The 17490-nt window shown below is 35.5% G+C and carries 15 protein-coding genes; 14 read left to right on the top strand and 1 reads right to left on the bottom strand.

What is annotated here, in order from left to right; translation table 11 throughout:
- The first annotated feature begins 269 nt into the window (after nt 1–269).
- From nagB to acs, 8 genes are all read left to right on the top strand, one after another.
- A complete protein-coding gene (nagB, locus tag AACZ41_RS13290) occupies nt 270–2198 on the top strand; it encodes a glucosamine-6-phosphate deaminase (protein ID WP_339629002.1) in 1929 nt (642 codons plus the stop codon).
- Nucleotides 2199–2256: 58 nt separating this feature from the next.
- Complete coding sequence (locus AACZ41_RS13285) at nt 2257–3789, top strand: family 10 glycosylhydrolase (protein WP_339629001.1); 1533 nt, start codon at nt 2257–2259, stop codon at nt 3787–3789.
- Nucleotides 3773–5047 carry an MFS transporter gene (locus AACZ41_RS13280; protein ID WP_339629000.1) on the top strand — a complete coding sequence of 425 codons (1275 nt, stop codon included), beginning with the start codon at nt 3773–3775 and terminating at the stop codon, nt 5045–5047. The genes AACZ41_RS13285 and AACZ41_RS13280 overlap by 17 nt, the downstream gene beginning before the upstream one ends.
- Entirely contained in the window at nt 5040–6605 is a 1566-nt protein-coding gene (locus tag AACZ41_RS13275) for a glycoside hydrolase family 3 protein (RefSeq protein ID WP_339628999.1), read from the top strand. Before AACZ41_RS13280 ends, AACZ41_RS13275 begins: the two co-directional genes overlap by 8 nt.
- Before the next feature lie 45 nt (nt 6606–6650).
- Nucleotides 6651–7727: an anhydro-N-acetylmuramic acid kinase gene (locus AACZ41_RS13270; protein ID WP_339628998.1), complete on the top strand. Its 1077-nt coding sequence runs from the start codon at nt 6651–6653 to the stop codon at nt 7725–7727.
- Nucleotides 7728–7767: 40 nt separating this feature from the next.
- Nucleotides 7768–8028: a DUF4212 domain-containing protein gene (locus AACZ41_RS13265; protein ID WP_339628997.1), complete on the top strand. Its 261-nt coding sequence runs from the start codon at nt 7768–7770 to the stop codon at nt 8026–8028.
- Nucleotides 8029–8062: 34 nt separating this feature from the next.
- Nucleotides 8063–9757: a sodium:solute symporter family protein gene (locus tag AACZ41_RS13260; protein WP_339628996.1), complete on the top strand. Its 1695-nt coding sequence runs from the start codon at nt 8063–8065 to the stop codon at nt 9755–9757.
- Between the two features lie 72 nt (nt 9758–9829).
- Complete coding sequence (acs, locus tag AACZ41_RS13255; RefSeq protein ID WP_339628995.1) at nt 9830–11737, top strand: acetate--CoA ligase; 1908 nt, start codon at nt 9830–9832, stop codon at nt 11735–11737.
- A gap of 235 nt (nt 11738–11972) precedes the next feature.
- Here acs and AACZ41_RS13250 read toward each other — a convergent pair whose 3' ends face one another.
- Complete coding sequence (locus AACZ41_RS13250; RefSeq protein ID WP_339628994.1) at nt 11973–13196, bottom strand: multidrug effflux MFS transporter; 1224 nt, start codon at nt 13194–13196, stop codon at nt 11973–11975.
- A 108-nt stretch (nt 13197–13304) separates the two neighbouring features.
- On the opposite strand from AACZ41_RS13250, the gene udk reads away from it, so the two are divergent.
- The 6 genes from udk (at nt 13305) to dapB (ending at nt 17467) form a co-directional block, all read left to right on the top strand.
- Entirely contained in the window at nt 13305–13919 is a 615-nt protein-coding gene (udk, locus tag AACZ41_RS13245; protein WP_339628993.1) for a uridine kinase, read from the top strand.
- Nucleotides 13919–14251 carry a septum formation initiator family protein gene (locus AACZ41_RS13240; RefSeq protein WP_339628992.1) on the top strand — a complete coding sequence of 111 codons (333 nt, stop codon included), beginning with the start codon at nt 13919–13921 and terminating at the stop codon, nt 14249–14251. The genes udk and AACZ41_RS13240 overlap by 1 nt, the downstream gene beginning before the upstream one ends.
- A gap of 187 nt (nt 14252–14438) precedes the next feature.
- Nucleotides 14439–15212, top strand: coding sequence for an AAA family ATPase (locus AACZ41_RS13235; protein ID WP_339628990.1), 774 nt, complete (start codon nt 14439–14441; stop codon nt 15210–15212).
- Nucleotides 15213–15214: 2 nt separating this feature from the next.
- Complete coding sequence (locus tag AACZ41_RS13230) at nt 15215–16123, top strand: ParB/RepB/Spo0J family partition protein (RefSeq protein WP_339628989.1); 909 nt, start codon at nt 15215–15217, stop codon at nt 16121–16123.
- The gene (locus AACZ41_RS13225; RefSeq protein ID WP_339628988.1) at nt 16116–16763 is read left to right on the top strand and encodes a DUF5683 domain-containing protein; all 648 of its coding nucleotides are present in this window, start codon (nt 16116–16118) and stop codon (nt 16761–16763) included. Before AACZ41_RS13230 ends, AACZ41_RS13225 begins: the two co-directional genes overlap by 8 nt.
- A 2-nt stretch (nt 16764–16765) precedes the next feature.
- The gene (gene dapB, locus AACZ41_RS13220; protein WP_339628987.1) at nt 16766–17467 is read left to right on the top strand and encodes a 4-hydroxy-tetrahydrodipicolinate reductase; all 702 of its coding nucleotides are present in this window, start codon (nt 16766–16768) and stop codon (nt 17465–17467) included.
- Nucleotides 17468–17490 lie beyond the last annotated feature (23 nt).

The following is a 17490-nucleotide window of genomic DNA, read 5'->3' as shown; positions in this document are numbered from 1 at the left end:
TTATTAAAATCCTATTATGAAGATCTACCTCATTTAAAATTGTTTGTTGACGCTCCTCTTTAAGCATGAATTTGCTACCTTTTAGTGATAATATCAGCAAATATAGCAATTTTATTCTCTTGCTGTTTTATGTCGTCATTGTAATATAAACACTAAACAAACATTAATTAACAGCAAATAAATGCAAAATTAGTGGCAAAAAACTGCATAAAATCAAAATAACACATATATTTGCATGATTTAAAAACCTAAAATTTCATTACAATCTTATGAAAAACGCCGTTAAAGAAACTAAAATCGACATTGGCCATCAACCCATTGGCCAATTTGAAGAAACACGATTCGAAAAAATTCACAATGTAATCTTTCAAGATTCCAACAAGGCATCTATTGAAGTGGCTCATGAAATTGCAAGTCTAATAAAGAAAAGACAAGGTCAAAAAAGAAATTGTGTTTTAGGTTTAGCAACAGGATCATCACCTATAAGGGTGTATGAAGAGTTGGTACGCATGCACAAAGAAGAAGGTTTAAGTTTTAAGAATGTGGTTACTTTCAATTTAGATGAGTATCTACCTATGGAGCCAAATAACATTCAAAGTTACTTTTACTTCATGCATGAGCATCTATTCAATCATATAGATATTCCAGAAAAAAATATCCATATTCCAGACGGCACAGTGAGTAATGAAGACACAACGGCATATTGTCTAAGTTATGAACGAAAAATAAAAGAAAATGGCGGTCTTGATTTTCAATTATTAGGTATAGGTAGAACGGGACACATAGGTTTCAATGAGCCTGGTTCTCATTTTAACTCGGGTACTAGGGTTATAACTTTAGATCATATAACGCGTGTTGATGCTGCACCTTCATTTTTAGGTATAGATAATGTACCTCGTAAAGCAATCACTATGGGAATTGCGACTGTAAGAAAGGCAAAACGTATCGTTCTTTTAGGATGGGGTCAGAATAAAGCTGAAATAATTAAAAAGACAATTGAGGGTGAAGTGTCTTCGCATGTACCGGCGACCTACTTACAGCACCATGACAATTGTACTTTCGTCTTAGATACGGGAGCAGGTAGCGAACTTACACGTAACAAAACACCTTGGCTAGTAGATGCGTGTAAATGGAATGAAGATTTAAGAGCCAAGGCAATGGTTTGGCTATGCGAAACTACGGGTAAGACTATTTTAAGCTTAACGGATAAAGACTATAATGATAATGGTATGGCAGACCTTCTTGCTTTAGAAGATTCTTACGACCTTAACATTAAAATGTTCAATAAACTTCAGCATACCATTACTGGTTGGCCTGGTGGTAAACCAAATGCAGATGATACACATAGACCTGAACGTGCAACACCAGCTAAAAAACGGGTTATCATTTTCAGCCCACACCCAGATGACGATGTTATTTCTATGGGCGGTACATTTGATAGACTTGTAGAACAAGGGCATGAAGTACATATTGTTTATCAGACTTCTGGAAATATAGCGGTTTCCGATACGGATGCCAGAAAATACGCAGAAATAGCTTTACAGATTCATCCATCAGATGAGGCTAAAAAAATCATAAAATCGATTACCGATAAAAACGAAACTCAAATAGATTCTAAAGAAGTTCGTAATTTAAAAGGCAAAATAAGACGAGGTGAATCTTATGCGGCAACTAGGTATATGGGTTTAAAAGATAGTAATGTTCACTTTTTGGATTTACCATTTTATGAAACGGGTACCATTAAAAAGAAAAATTTATCTCAAGAAGATATAGCTTTAGTAGTAGGTATAATTTCAAAAATAAAACCTCATCAAATATATGCTGCAGGTGATTTAGCAGACCCACATGGCACACATAAAGTATGTTTAGATGCTGTCTTTTCTGCTTGTGAACAATTAAAATCTGAATCCTTCATGAAAGATTGTTGGTTGTGGCTATACAGAGGAGCATGGCATGAGTGGGATATCAATGAAATTGAAATGGCAGTACCTATGAGTCCTGATCAAGTATTAAAGAAAAGACATGCTATATTTTGTCATCAATCTCAAAAAGACGGCGTAATGTTTCAAGGCGATGATTCAAGAGAATTTTGGATGCGTGCCGAAGAAAGAAATCGTAATACTGCCAATAAATACAAAGCTCTGGGCTTATCTTCTTATGCTGCCATGGAAGCTTTTGTTAGGCATAAATTCAATTAACATTAAATCTTTTATAAAAAGGCCTATTTTAGTAGTAAAATGGGCCTTTTTTAATACTATGTCAAAATACACACTCTTCCTTTTTATTTTAGTCCTATTTAATTCATGTGGCATTTTTAAGACCTACGAAAAACATCCAAAAACCGAATTTAGAGGTGTTTGGATAGCAACTGTCGTTAATATCGATTGGCCTAAGAATGGCAATGACAGTAATGAAAAACAAAAAGCCGACTATATCAAGATTCTAGATTTTTATCAGAAAGAGAATTACAATGCTGTAATCGTTCAAATTCGTGCAGCTGGTGATGCTTTTTATGCTTCCGATTATGCACCTTGGTCAAGATTCTTAACAGGTGAAGAAGGTACGTCACCCAATTGGAATATAGATGTATTGGAATGGATGATTTTAGAAGCTCACCATAGAGGAATGGAATTCCATGCTTGGTTAAATCCCTACAGGGCTACATTCGATGAAAATTTTGAAGTTCTTGCTGAATCTCATGACTATTGTACACACCCAGAGTGGATGGTACATTATGGTAAAAAGAATTATTACAATCCTGGGTTGCCTGAAGTTCGAAACCATTTTTCGAATATCATTGCTGAAATTGTATCAAACTATGATGTAGATGCCATTCATTTTGACGATTATTTTTATCCATATAAAATTAAAGATGAAGTTTTCAATGATTCTACAGCCTTTGAAACTTACGCCAAAAAAGACCAGTCAATTGATGATTGGCGACGTAGTAATATTGATTCTTTAGTAAAGCAATCGCATAAAACAATTAAGTCGATAAAACCATGGGTGCAGTTTGGTATTAGTCCGTTCGGAGTTTGGAAAAATAACTCAACAGACCCTAAAGGTTCAAATACCAAAGCTGGGCAAACTACCTATGAAGATTTATATGCAGACCCATTACTTTGGATGGAAAAAGGTTGGATAGATTACCTGGCTCCACAGGTGTATTGGAGCATGGACCTACCTGTGGCATCACACAAAACTATTGTTGATTGGTGGTCAAAAAACAATTTCAAAACAAACCTTTATATTGGAAACGGAGCTTATAAAGTTCGGAACAACAGTGATAAAGCGTGGGACGATATAAAAGAATTACCAATGCAATTAGAGCTAGCTAGAGAAACACCTCAAGTTTCTGGCAATATTATGTTCAGTGCTAAATCTCTTATGAGTGATAAAGTCGATGTTGTAGAATATATTCACAAAAAGTATTATAAACTACCTGCTTTGAATCCCTCTTTCCCATTATCAAAAACCACTGAAATAAAAACTCCACGTTTGAAAATTACCGAACAAACTGAAAATGATTTTATTCTTCATCTTGATGACACCAAGAATATGCGATATGCCTTACTTTATAAAACTGGTCGTAAAGTAAAAGACGAATACCCTATTAAAAAATTAGTGTTTAAGATATTTTTAGATGATAACCCAAATAGACTGCTAATTCAAAGGAACCAAGTATCAGACAACTTTTTAGCACTAAGCTTTATCGATATTTATGGTGTTGAAACTGAACCAATGATAATTAATTTAAAAAAACTAGCAAAAGATGGTTCAAAAAGATAAACGAGCTTGGGCATGGGTGCCCGTTCTATATTTCACGCAAGGCCTACCCTACGTATTAGTGGTCACGGTATCAGTAATTATGTATAAAAAACTAGGCGTAAGCAATGAAGATATCGGCCTGTACACCAGTATTTTATATTTACCATGGGTTTTAAAACCGTTATGGAGCCCGTTTGTGGATTTAAAAAGCACGAAACGAAATTGGTTTTTAGCTATGCAGCTATTAATAGCTGTAGCACTTTTGGGGGTAGGACTGACCTTACCGACTAACATGTTTTTTATATCCTCACTAGCCTGTTTTTGGATGGCCGCATTTGCATCTGCAACCAATGATATTGCTTCAGATGGGTATTATATGCTTGGGTTAACCGAAAAGAAGCAGTCTTTTTTCGTTGGTATGAGAAGTACGTTTTACAGATTGGCCATGGTTACAGGAGAAGGATTGATTGTTGTTCTTGCTGGCTTTCTAGAAAACAAATACGGTGATAACACCAAGGCATGGAGCATTACGATGTCGGCAGCAGCTTTTTTAATGTTGATCATGACCGTCGCAAACTTTTTCGTTACTCCGAAATATGAATCTGAAAATGACGAGCTAAAGGAAAAACCTAAAGGGTTTTTAGAAGTATTCTCTTCATTCTTCAAAAAACCAGGTATTGGAGTTGCATTAACTTTCATTTTAACCTACCGTTTAGGAGAATCGCAATTGGTAAAAATGGCGTCACCTTTTCTATTAGACACTCCAGATGAAGGGGGTTTAGGCTATTCAACAGAACAACTTGGAACCATCTTCGGTACCGCCGGAGTGATTTTTCTTTCTATTGGAGGAATTCTAGGAGGCATACTAATTTCAAGAGATGGTCTAAAAAAATGGATGCTGCCTATGGTGCTTTCCTTGAATTTACCTAACATTTTATATGCAGTACTGGCAGTAACTAACACGACCAACATTTACGCCGTAACAGCAACAGTTATCTTCGAAAAATTTGGCTACGGCTTCGGGTTCGCAGCCTTTTTAATGTATCTCATATACATTGCCGACGGAAAATCGAAAACCTCTCATTATGCAATAGCTACAGGCTTTATGGCACTAGGCATGATGCTGCCTGGCATGGTAAGCGGTTACATACAACAATGGCTAGGGTATGATGGCTTTTTTGTTTGGGTTGTTATTGCAGCCTTACCCGCCCTATTCTTATTAAAATTCATTTCTTATCCAGCAGATTTCGGCAAAAAAACTACAGTTCCCAATGAATAATATTCTATCAACTTCAGAAGCGCTAAAAACACTCACTACTACTGAAAAAGTAGGTCAGTTATTTATGCCCGCAGCATTTATAAATGATACGGAAGAAGAAATACAACAGCTTGAAAAACTAATTTCTACTTACCATATTGGAGGACTTTGTTTTTTTCACTCAAGGGCAAGTGCAGCCACCAATTTTGAAGGTAAAAAGAAAGTAATAAAAAATGAGAATAGTTTTGAGGTGATTAAAAACCTCATCATTAGATATCAAAAGGCAGCGACCTACCCCCTATTAATTTCCATTGATGCAGAATGGGGACTTTCCATGCGCATTGAGAATACTCCGCAATATCCATACGCCATAACTTTGGGTGCCAATGTTAAAAATATAGACCTAACATATGAAGTAGGAAAACAAATTGCCAAAGACTGTAAATCTGCTGGAATACATTGGAATCTTTCTCCTGTTGTTGATATTAACACCAACCCTAATAATCCGGTTATTGGTTATCGTTCTTTTGGTGATGACAAAGAAAACGTAGTTTCATTGGCTACTGCATATGTAAAGGGAACGCAAAGCGAAGGAGTTCTAACTAGCATAAAACATTTTCCTGGTCATGGAGATACAGCTACCGATTCACATTTAGGACTTCCGGTTATCAATAAAACAAAAACCGAATTGTTAGAAAATGAATTATATCCTTTTCAACAGTTAATAAATCAAGGCGTAGATTCTATAATGGTTGGTCATTTATCTGTTCCTGCATTGACCACTAATAAAAATCTGCCTTCAAGTATCAATAAAGATATTATCACTGGAATACTTAGAAATGAAATGGGTTTTGATGGTGTAGTGATTTCAGATGCATTGAACATGCATGCAGTTTCTAAAAATTATCCAACCCTAGGTCAATTGGAGTGGCTAGCTTTTGATGCGGGAAATGACGTATTATGTTTTGCCGAACATATTGAAGAAGGAATACAAATGATATTAAAAAATGCAACTGTAGCTCAAATCAATAAAAGCATAGAACGCATCTGGACACTTAAAGAAAAGGTCTTTCGAAACACTTCATTAGACAAAGAATTGACAGACCCAAGTTTCCTAAACAGAAAAATTGCTGAGCAGTCGCTTACTCTGCTACATGGTACAACAAGTGGTATAGCAAGCTTCAGGAACACAAATTACTGTACACTAACCTTAAAACGTTTTGGTGCTAAGCAAACAAACCAAGATATTTTAGATAATCTCATGGAAATGAGAAAAGAAATCGAAAATGAACCTGAAATTCTTTTACTCCTCACTCCACCACAAATAAAGCCAACGAACAACTTCGGATTCCTTCAAGAAGAGATTGATTTTATGAATGAAATGATTGATTTGAAGAAAGTGGTCTTATATCATTTCGGCAATCCTTATGCCCTTAAGTTTTTGAATACTAATAAAACAACCGCAACGGTAATAGCCTATCAAAGTTTTAAGGAATTTCAAGATGTAGCTACCGAGCATTTCTTAGGCACCATGGAAGCCAAAGGTAAACTTCCTGTTTCTTTAACATTACAAAATTGAAATTTCAATTAGCACATAAAAGTGTAACATCAAAATTCTACCTATATGAAAGTATATAAAATCATTGGTCTAATGTCAGGGACATCCTTAGACGGTTTAGACCTTGCCTATTGTCATATTTGGGAGAAAAATCGAACTTGGGAATTTGACATTAAAACTACTAAAAGCGTATCCTACGACACAGAAATGTTGAACACCTTAAAAGATGCCATTGGTTTATCAGCAGAAAAACTAATTGAATTGCATAATACGTATGGCACATGGTTAGGGGAACAAACACTTCAATTTATTGAAGAAAATAATTTAAATGTTGATTATATAGCTAGTCATGGCCATACAACCCATCACCGACCAGAAATGGGACTTACTTTTCAAATTGGGTCAGGGCAGCATTTAGCAAATACCAGCGGCCATAAGGTAATCTGTGACTTTAGAACGAACGACCTTGCTCTAGGCGGTCAAGGGGCTCCTTTGGTACCAATTGGTGACCGAATATTTTTTAGTGAATATGATTTTTGCCTAAATCTTGGTGGCATTAGTAATATTTCTTTCGATGTAAAAGGAAAACGAATAGCCTACGATATCGGTTTGGCGAACATGATTTTAAATTACATTACCCGAAAAGTTAATTTGCAATATGATGAAGATGGAAAATTAGCCAGAAAAGGCACCATAAATAAAAGAATGTTAGAACGTCTAAACAACCTTCAATACTATCTACTACCCCACCCTAAATCTATCGGCTATGAGTGGTTTTTAGATGAAGTGGTACCCATAGTTGAAGAAACAGATGACTCCATCGAAAATTTACTTCACTCTAGCATTCATCACATATGCGATAAAATAGCCCAGGAAATCGATCTTAATACAATTGGTGATAAACAAAGCTTATTGGTTACAGGTGGTGGCGCTTTAAACACATTCTTTATAGAAACGTTACAGCAGAAATTAGTTAAAACCACCAATATAACGATACCCGAAAAAATTATAATAGAATTTAAGGAAGCATTGGTGTTTGCTTTAATGGGTGTACTAAGGGTTGAACAACAAACAAATGTTCTTTCATCTGTTACAGGAGCAAAAAAAGATTCTTCCAGTGGCGTTGTTTACCTGCCAAATTGAACTTTTTTACCTAATTTACTACATTATAACACAAACTAAAATGTCAGAAAAACAAAAGAAAGCTACAGCATATTGGAAACAGAACGTAAGGTATCTATTTATACTTTTAGCTATATGGTTTGTAGTTTCATTCGGAGCCGGAATATTATTTAAAGATGCGTTAGATGCTGTCAAAATTGGCGGCTTTAAATTAGGCTTTTGGTTTGCACAACAAGGATCGATCTATGTTTTTGTAATCCTCATATTTGTCTATGTTCGATTAATGAACAAACTAGATAAGAAATACGGCTATAACGAATAGACCAATATAAAACCAACCACCAAAAAAACAACAAATGAGTGTTCAAACTTGGACGTATATTTTAGTAGGGCTCACTTTTGCCCTTTATATTGGAATCGCAATTTATTCTCGAGCAGGTTCTACAAAAGATTTCTATGTTGCCGGGGGTGGTGTTTCTCCACTTGCCAATGGTATGGCAACTGCTGCTGATTGGATGTCGGCCGCCTCCTTTATTTCAATGGCAGGTATTATATCCTTTGCAGGATATGATGGCTCTGTTTACCTAATGGGCTGGACTGGCGGCTATGTGCTACTGGCATTATTGTTAGCTCCATATTTACGTAAATTCGGAAAATTCACGGTTCCTGATTTTATAGGTGACCGCTATTATTCAAAAACGGCTCGTATTGTTGCTGTTATCTGTGCCCTCATAGTTTCATTTACTTATGTAGCAGGTCAAATGCGTGGTGTAGGTGTGGTTTTCTCAAGATTCCTTCAAGTGGATATAAACACTGGTGTAATTATTGGGATGGTCATAGTTCTATTTTATGCCGTTTTAGGTGGAATGAAAGGCATAACATACACTCAAGTAGCACAGTATTGTGTTTTGATTTTTGCCTTTATGGTACCAGCTATTTTTATTTCGATACAGATGACAGGAAACCCGATTCCGCAATTGGGTATGGGTTCAACCTTAAATGATGGTTCAGGAACTTTTTTATTGGATAAATTAGACGGCCTTTCTACTGAACTTGGGTTCAACGAATATACCAACGGTTCAAAATCATTAACCGATATTTTCGCAATCACTTTAGCTTTAATGGTGGGTACCGCTGGTCTACCGCATGTAATTGTCCGCTTTTTTACAGTGAAAAAAGTTAAAGACGCACGTAAATCCGCAGGTCTAGCGCTCCTTTTAATTGCTATTTTATACACAACAGCACCTGCTGTTGCTGTGTTTGCAAAAACCAACCTGATTAACACGGTCAGTAACGAAAACTACTCCAATATGCCGGTTTGGTTTAAAAATTGGGAAGAAACCGGATTATTAACTTTCGATGATAAAAATGCGGATGGTAAAATTCAATATGTAGCGGATAAAGATAAAAACGAACTTACCATTGACAATGATATTATGGTTTTGGCGAATCCTGAAATTGCTGATTTACCAGCATGGGTCATAGCTTTAGTAGCGGCTGGTGGACTAGCAGCAGCGCTATCAACTGCAGCAGGTCTTTTACTTGTTATTTCAGCATCGGTTTCTCATGATTTGGTAAAGAAAGTATTTAACCCAAATATATCAGACAAAGCAGAGTTATGGGTGGCTAGAGGTGCAGCAACAGTTGCAGTAGGCATTGCTGGTTACTTTGGTATAAATCCGCCAGGGTTTGTAGCGGCTGTAGTAGCATTAGCCTTTGGTTTGGCTGCAGCCTCCTTTTTTCCGGCAATCGTGCTTGGAATTTTTTATAAAAAAATGAATAAGGAAGGCGCCATTAGTGGAATGGTTGTCGGTATAATTCTGATGCTTTTCTATATGACCAAATTCAAATTTGGTTGGTTTGGTGGGGGTACCGAGGCAGATTGGTGGTTTGGTATTTCACCAGAAGGTTTTGGTAGTATCGCCATGATTGCTAACTTTATTGTAGCAATTATTGTATTACAATTTACACCAGAACCGCCAGTAGATGTACAAGAAATTGTAGAGAACATTAGAATACCAAGTGGTGCTGGTGAAGCAACAGGGCATTAATTAAAAACAAATCAACTTTTATCAATAGTATAAAGGTGTTCACACGTATAGAATATAAAATTAACGGGTACAATGAGTAATTACCACATCAAACATTTAGAGGAATATTTTCAAGTATATCGTAAATCGGTTCGTAATCCTGAAGCCTTTTGGGAAGAAATCGCCGAAGAACATTTTGTTTGGCGTAAGCGATGGGACAATGTTTTGAGCTGGGATTTTAAAAAACCAGAAATAAAATGGTTCGAAGGCGCTAAATTGAACATTACAGAAAACTGTTTAGATCGTCATTTACCCACAAGGGGGACTAAAACTGCCATTATATTTGAGCCTAACAATCCAAAAGAGGAAACAGTTCATATTACCTATAGGCAATTACACGAAAGAGTTTGTCGAATGGCGAATGTATTATTAGACCACGGAGTAAAAAAAGGTGACCGCGTGTGCATCTATTTACCCATGATACCTGAGCTTGCTGTAGCACTTTTAGCTTGTGCTAGAATAGGCGCTATACATTCTGTAGTATTTGCAGGATTTTCATCAAATGCATTATCTACCCGAATCAATGATTCTGATTGTAAAATGGTTATCACTTCAGATGGTTCCTTTAGAGGAACAAAATCAATCGATTTAAAGGGAATTGTTGATAAAGCTCTTGAAGAATGTCCTAAGGTAGAAAATGTTCTTGTTGTGAAACGCACTGGTTCAGAAATTTATATGGAAGATGGTAGGGATAAATGGTTACAGCCTCTATTGGATGATGCCTATGCCGATTGTGTTGCGGAAATTATGGAAGCTGAAGACCCATTATTCATTCTGTACACATCTGGCTCAACAGGTACTCCAAAAGGTATGGTCCATACTACAGCTGGATATATGGTGTATACCGCCTATACGTTTAAAAATGTATTTCAATATACCGAAAATGATGTTTATTGGTGTACCGCCGATATAGGTTGGATTACAGGTCATTCTTATATTGTTTACGGGCCATTAGCAAATGGCGCCACTACATTAATGTTTGAAGGCGTACCATCTTATCCAGATTATGGTCGTTTTTGGAATGTTATTCAAAAACATAAAGTAAATCAATTTTATACCGCACCCACTGCTATTAGGGCATTGGCAAAGGAAAATTTAGAGTATGTCGAAAAGTATGACCTTTCAAGTCTAAAGGTATTAGGCTCGGTAGGTGAACCTATCAATGAGGAGGCATGGCACTGGTATAATAATAATGTAGGTAAAAAGAATAGTCCGATAGTTGATACTTGGTGGCAAACGGAAACAGGTGGAATAATGATAACTCCTATACCTTATGTAACACCAACGGCACCTACCTACGCGACACTACCTTTTATTGGTATTCAACCAGCACTTATGGATGAGAACGCCAAAGAAATAAAAGGAAATCAAGTTGAAGGTCGACTATGCATAAAATTCCCATGGCCTTCAATCGCCAGAACAATTTGGGGAAATCATGACCGATATAGAGACACCTATTTTACCGCCTATGAAAATATGTATTTTACAGGTGATGGTGCTCTTAGGGATGCCGTTGGGTATTACCGTATTACCGGCCGTGTTGATGATGTCATTATAGTCTCAGGCCATAATTTAGGAACAGCACCAATTGAAGATTCCATCAATGAACATCCTGCAGTAGCAGAATCAGCCATTGTAGGTTTCCCACATGACGTAAAAGGCAATGCTCTTTACGGGTTTGTTATTTTGAAAGAAACAGGTGAAAGTAGAGACCGAGAGAATTTAAGAAAAGAAATTAATCAACAAATTACAGAGCACATAGGACCTATTGCCAAGTTGGATAAAATTCAGTTTGTCTCTGGACTTCCAAAAACGCGTAGTGGTAAAATCATGCGTAGGATTCTTCGTAAAATTGCCAGTAATGACACAAGTAATTTAGGGGATACCAGTACACTTTTGAATCCGGAGGTTGTTCAAGAAATTATGGATAATTCTCTGTAAGACTTAATTAATAGAGCATATCCTTCATTAAATCAAATTAAAAATTGCTTTTTGATGAAGGATTTTTTTAATTCATTATAATTTTGAAATATTCCCTTCGGTTATTACCACCGGCTAAAATTCGGACCATAAAGAACAAGTAAAAACTGCTCTATCTCATATAAAATTTGGAACATCAAATTTTAGCTTTTGAAGAAAAATCAAAGCCTAGAAATACCAATAAACTCAAAAACATTTACTTTCTATAGGAATGATTGTTCGCAAACAATGGACGGGTCTTGAATGATAAAAATAGCAGTACAGACAATAAACCACATACACCTAAACCAGCAAAAAGCGCCCAAACAGAATCATTAATAAAACTGCCTACAAAAATTGAAATAGGAATAGATAAAATAGTGGATATAAAACCAGTAATAGCTGCTCCTATACCCGCAATATGACCAATGGGCTCCATTGCAATAGACCTCATATTTCCCCAAATAAAACCTAAGCAAAGAAATAATAAAGAAAGACAAGTTAATAAAATCCCTAAACCAGGATCTTCTGAATTCCAGAATAACAAACTATACCCTAAAGCTAGTGTTGTAAACATCACCAATGCTAAAAATGATAAATTTCGCATACCGAAGCGCAATACCAATGTGCCATTCATAAGAGTGGAAAAACCAACAGAAAATGCTAAACCTGCGAAAACATATGGGAAGGTTTCAGTTAGTCCGTATAAATCTTCAAATACATGTTGAGCAGAACTTAAATACACTAAAAACGATCCTGTAATTAAGCCTGAAATAAGGGTGCATGAAACAGTTTCTTTGTACCTCATTATTTCTTTTGTTCCTGAAATAAAAACAGATAAAGAAAATGGTACCTTAAAATTTGGATTCAAAGTTTCCTCTTGACGTTTCCAAAACCAAATACCTACCACTAAAGCGAAAAACAACTGAATATAAAAGATACCTTGCCAACCCATAATATCTAAAAGTGCTTTACCTATTGCAGGTGCAACAATGGGTACCAGTATAAAGAATGCAGTTACGAACGACATAATTTTCGCCATGTAATCGCCTTTATATGTATCGCGAATTATAGATATACTAATTGTTCTAGGAGCTGAAAGTCCGACACCTTGCAATACGCGACCTACCAACATAATCTCAAGATTAGGGGCTACTAAACAAATAACACTTGCGATTAAAAAAATTATGAATCCAAAGTATACAATTGGTTTTCTACCCAGACTATCGGAAAGTGGGCCAAAGAATAATTGCCCTACCCCTAGGCCTAAAAATATCATAGTAACCAATAACTGATTTCTAGTAGGGTCAAGGCTATTTATAGATACACCAATATCAGCTATAGCCGGTAAAATTGCATCAATAGTCAATGCCACAATAGACATTAAAGATGCCATTAGGGCAACAAACTCAAAATTAGGTTTTACCTGTTCACTTTGCATCGTGCAAAAATAAGGTTTAGTATTTCAAGCAATGTTATTTAAACTTGATTTTTAAGTTTTGCGGATATTTGAAATTCAAATATGTATTTTTGCAGCAAAATTAAATGTATGCTAATTATAGGGATAGCTGGTGGAACTGGTTGTGGAAAAACTACCGTAGTAAATCAAATTATCAATGAACTACCGAATGAGGAAGTTGGTGTGATTTCACAAGATTCTTACTATAATGACTTATCACATTTAAGTTTAGAGGACAGAAGAAAAACCAATTTCGATCATCCTAGCTCTATTGATTTTTCTCTTTTAGAGCAGCATTTAATCGCGCTTAAAAACGGGGAGTCTATAGAGCAACCTGTATATTCCTTTCTTGAGTGTAATAGAACGGCTAAAACAGTACTAACCCACCCTACCAAAGTTATTATTGTTGAAGGCATATTAATTATGACCAATTCAGCCATTCGTAAGATGTTCGATATTAAAATATTTGTTCATGCCGATACCGATGAAAGACTGATTAGAAGATTAAAACGAGATGTCAACGAAAGAGGTTGGGATTTAGATGATACTTTAGAAAAATATCAGTCTATCATTAAACCTATGCATGAGCAATTTATAGAACCAACAAAAGAGTATGCCGATATTATAATTCCGAATAACAAATACAATACCGTTGCAGTTGAAATCGTAAGGAGTATAATCAATGAAAAATTAATGCAAGAGTAATGGCATTTAAAAATTTAAAGCAAAAAAAATGGTTTAAAATCATGACCAATATGTATGTATTGGTGCTTTCTGTTTTTGTAGTTTGGATGCTTTTTTTTGATACGAATTCATTATTGATTCATTTAGAATTAAGAAAGGAAATAAAAAAACTAGAGAAAACACAAGACTTTTTAAAAGAAGAGATCGCCAAGGACAAAATAATAATTGAAAAATTATCTGATGAAGGTGAACTAGAACGATTTGCTCGTGAAGAATACTATTTAAAGAAAAAGAACGAGGAAATTTATCTAATTGAATATGAAGATAGCTTAAAACAAAAAAATAAAAATTAATTTAATATCATTTTAATAAGTTATCACCAATAGAAATACTACACACAAATTTTTTCCTTAACCCTTTCATAATTAAAATTTTAACGCATTTTTAATCAAATGCCTTTGGTTATTCACCTAGTGTTAACAAAATCCTTTCATAAGCCTCATAAATAATCGTATTTTTACGAACTAACTTACTTTGAATATGGGCAAGATTATTGCTATTGCTAATCAAAAAGGAGGGGTAGGTAAAACTACCACTACAGTAAACTTAGCTGCCTCGCTAGGTGTACTAGAAAAAAAAGTATTATTAATTGATGCAGACCCACAGGCTAATGCCACTTCAGGGCTAGGTGTTGATGTAGATAGTGTTGAACTTGGCTCCTATCAGTTATTTGAACACACAAAAAGCGCCAAAGAAACTATTATACAGACAACATCACCAAATGTTGATTTGATTCCCGCACATATCGATCTTGTTGCCATTGAAATAGAATTGGTAGATAAAGATGAGCGTGAATATATGTTGAAGAAGGCCATTATTGATTTAAAGAAAGATTACGATTATATATTGATTGACTGCGCACCGTCATTAGGGTTAATAACATTGAACGCATTAACAGCTGCAGATTCTGTCATTATACCAATACAATGTGAGTATTTCGCTCTTGAAGGTTTGGGTAAACTTTTAAACACTATAAAAAGTGTTCAGCGACTGCACAATCCCGATTTAGATATTGAAGGCATGTTATTAACGATGTACGACTCTAGATTAAGATTATCGAACCAAGTAGTCGATGAAGTGCGTAAGCATTTTGGAGATATGGTTTTCGATACCGTAATTCAGCGTAATGTTCGTTTAAGTGAGGCACCTAGTTATGGAGAAAGTATTATCAAATATGACGCTGCAAGTAAAGGGGCAACCAATTATTTGAATATGGCCGATGAAATAGTCAAAAAAAATAAGCAGAAGGTTTAAGTATGGCAAAAGCGACAAAGAAACAAGCTCTAGGAAGAGGTCTTTCAGCACTTTTGAAAGATCCGGAAAATGATATAAAATCTGCAACAGATAAAAACGCTGATAAGGTCGTTGGTAATATTATTGAACTCGATTTAGAACATATTGAGGTTAATCCGTTTCAACCTCGTTCTAATTTCAATGATGAATCTATAAAAGAATTAGCCACTTCTATTCGCGAGCTTGGTGTAATTCAACCTATTACCGTTCGAAAACTAGGTTTTAACGAATACCAATTAGTTTCTGGGGAAAGAAGATATCGCGCCTCTAAGTTATTAGGTTTAGATACAATACCTGCATACATACGTATTGCTAATGATCAGGAATCTTTAGAAATGGCCTTGGTTGAAAATATTCAACGCCAAGATTTAGACCCTATTGAAATTGCATTATCTTACCAACGATTAATTGATGAAATTAATCTTACCCAAGAAAAATTGAGTGAGCGTGTGGGCAAAAAAAGGTCTACAATTGCTAATTACCTCCGTTTACTGAAATTGGACCCAATCATACAAACAGGTATGAGAGATGGCTTTTTAAGTATGGGCCATGGTAGAGCCTTGGTTAATATCGACAAAAAGCAGGACCAAATTGCTCTTTATGAAAAAATAATCTTTGACAATCTCTCTGTCAGAGATACTGAAAGTGCAGTTAAAGCATATCATTCTGATGATGTAGTTACAGAAGAAATAAAAAAACCGGTTCAAATAGAAGCTTCTGTTTTTATTCGCAAGGGTATTAAAGAATTAACCGATGCCTTATCGGTAAAAGTCGATATAAAATCTACTGATAATGCCAGAGGAAAAATAACTATTCCATTTAAATCTCAAGAGGAGTTCGACCGTATCAAAAAATTGATAACAGGTGCGTAGTAATTTAATTCTAATCTTTGTTCTACTTTTTTTTATCAACTTCTGCTTTTCACAAGAAGAACAGGAGACTTTACCTAAAAAAGAAACAGATAGCTTACAAGCTACGCTGAATCAACACGCTATTATAATTCAAGACTCCGTTTCGTTTAAGAAATCTAAGAAAGAATTTAATCCGCTTGCACCTAGTAAAGCAGCATTTTATTCTGCCATTTTACCTGGAATGGGACAGATATACAACAAAAGATATTGGAAAGCTCCCATTGCATGGGGACTCATTGGAGGTAGTATTTATATGTATACCTATAACAATGATAACTATCAACGTTTTAGAACTGCTTTTAAGAGCAGACAAGCTGGTTTTACCGACGATGAATTTTATGATTTAAATAATGGTATTATTCCATCCTTAGATAATGATGATCTTGAATACCAACAAGAACGTTTTCAAAGTGATCGTGATCTGTGGTTGGTTGTCGCAATTGGCATGTATGCACTGAATATTGTGGATGCAAATGTAGATGCACACTTAAAGCAATTCAATATTGATGATGATCTTAGTATAGATTTCGAACCATATTTTGATTTAAATCAGGTAACTAACAGTCCGAATTACGGTATGGCATTAATTATAAAATTTTAAGAATGAAAATTGCACTTTTCGGATACGGAAAAATGGGTCAGATGATAGAGCAGGTTGCCCTAAATCGAGGTCATGAAATCGTTGCCAAAATTGATGAGCATACACTGAATATTGATTTTAATTCTATGGATGTCGCTATAGATTTCAGTATGCCAGAAGCGGCTTACAGTAATATTACAAAGTGCATCGAAAACAACGTTCCAGTAATATCAGGCACAACCGGTTGGTTAGATAAATATGAAGATGCCGCTGCATTATGCGAAAGTAAAAATGGAGCTTTTATCTACGCCTCTAATTTTAGTCTTGGAGTAAACATTTTTTTCGAGTTAAATAATTATTTAGCCAAAATGATGCAGAACTTGCCAGAGTACAAAGTCTCATTAGAAGAAATTCATCATACGCAAAAGCTAGATGCACCTAGTGGCACGGCAATTTCTTTGGCTGAAGGAGTCATATCCAACTCTGAATATACTCAATGGAAATTAGATGATGATTCTAATGGCTCATTGTCCATCACCTCAAAAAGAATAGGTAAAACTCCAGGTACACATACTGTCACATATGACAATGTTGTAGATAGTATTGAAATAAAACATACCGCACACAATAGAGAAGGATTTGCTTTAGGAGCAGTTACTGCAGCTGAATGGATTCTTGGTAAAACCGGTATTTTCTCAATGCGAGATGTGTTAAACCTTGGTTAAAAAAAGTAACAATAATCAAACAT

The organism is uncultured Maribacter sp., assembly GCF_963974015.1.
Classification (GTDB): domain Bacteria; phylum Bacteroidota; class Bacteroidia; order Flavobacteriales; family Flavobacteriaceae; genus Maribacter.
The sequence above is the reverse complement of the archived record's forward strand: the minus strand, read 5'-3'. Positions and strand labels throughout refer to the sequence as shown.

What these genes read in the sequence shown, in the direction of transcription:
- AACZ41_RS13240 (WP_339628992.1), top strand. Translation starts at nt 13,919, where the DNA reads ATGGCATTTAAAAATTTAAAGCAAAAAAAATGGTTTAAAATCATGACC.
- acs (WP_339628995.1), top strand. Translation starts at nt 9,830, where the DNA reads ATGAGTAATTACCACATCAAACATTTAGAGGAATATTTTCAAGTATAT.
- dapB (WP_339628987.1), top strand. Translation starts at nt 16,766, where the DNA reads ATGAAAATTGCACTTTTCGGATACGGAAAAATGGGTCAGATGATAGAG.
- nagB (WP_339629002.1), top strand. Translation starts at nt 270, where the DNA reads ATGAAAAACGCCGTTAAAGAAACTAAAATCGACATTGGCCATCAACCC.
- AACZ41_RS13270 (WP_339628998.1), top strand. Translation starts at nt 6,651, where the DNA reads ATGAAAGTATATAAAATCATTGGTCTAATGTCAGGGACATCCTTAGAC.
- AACZ41_RS13285 (WP_339629001.1), top strand. Translation starts at nt 2,257, where the DNA reads ATGTCAAAATACACACTCTTCCTTTTTATTTTAGTCCTATTTAATTCA.
- AACZ41_RS13275 (WP_339628999.1), top strand. Translation starts at nt 5,040, where the DNA reads ATGAATAATATTCTATCAACTTCAGAAGCGCTAAAAACACTCACTACT.
- udk (WP_339628993.1), top strand. Translation starts at nt 13,305, where the DNA reads ATGCTAATTATAGGGATAGCTGGTGGAACTGGTTGTGGAAAAACTACC.
- AACZ41_RS13235 (WP_339628990.1), top strand. Translation starts at nt 14,439, where the DNA reads ATGGGCAAGATTATTGCTATTGCTAATCAAAAAGGAGGGGTAGGTAAA.
- AACZ41_RS13230 (WP_339628989.1), top strand. Translation starts at nt 15,215, where the DNA reads ATGGCAAAAGCGACAAAGAAACAAGCTCTAGGAAGAGGTCTTTCAGCA.
- AACZ41_RS13265 (WP_339628997.1), top strand. Translation starts at nt 7,768, where the DNA reads ATGTCAGAAAAACAAAAGAAAGCTACAGCATATTGGAAACAGAACGTA.
- AACZ41_RS13250 (WP_339628994.1), bottom strand. Translation starts at nt 13,196, where the DNA reads ATGCAAAGTGAACAGGTAAAACCTAATTTTGAGTTTGTTGCCCTAATG.
- AACZ41_RS13260 (WP_339628996.1), top strand. Translation starts at nt 8,063, where the DNA reads ATGAGTGTTCAAACTTGGACGTATATTTTAGTAGGGCTCACTTTTGCC.
- AACZ41_RS13280 (WP_339629000.1), top strand. Translation starts at nt 3,773, where the DNA reads ATGGTTCAAAAAGATAAACGAGCTTGGGCATGGGTGCCCGTTCTATAT.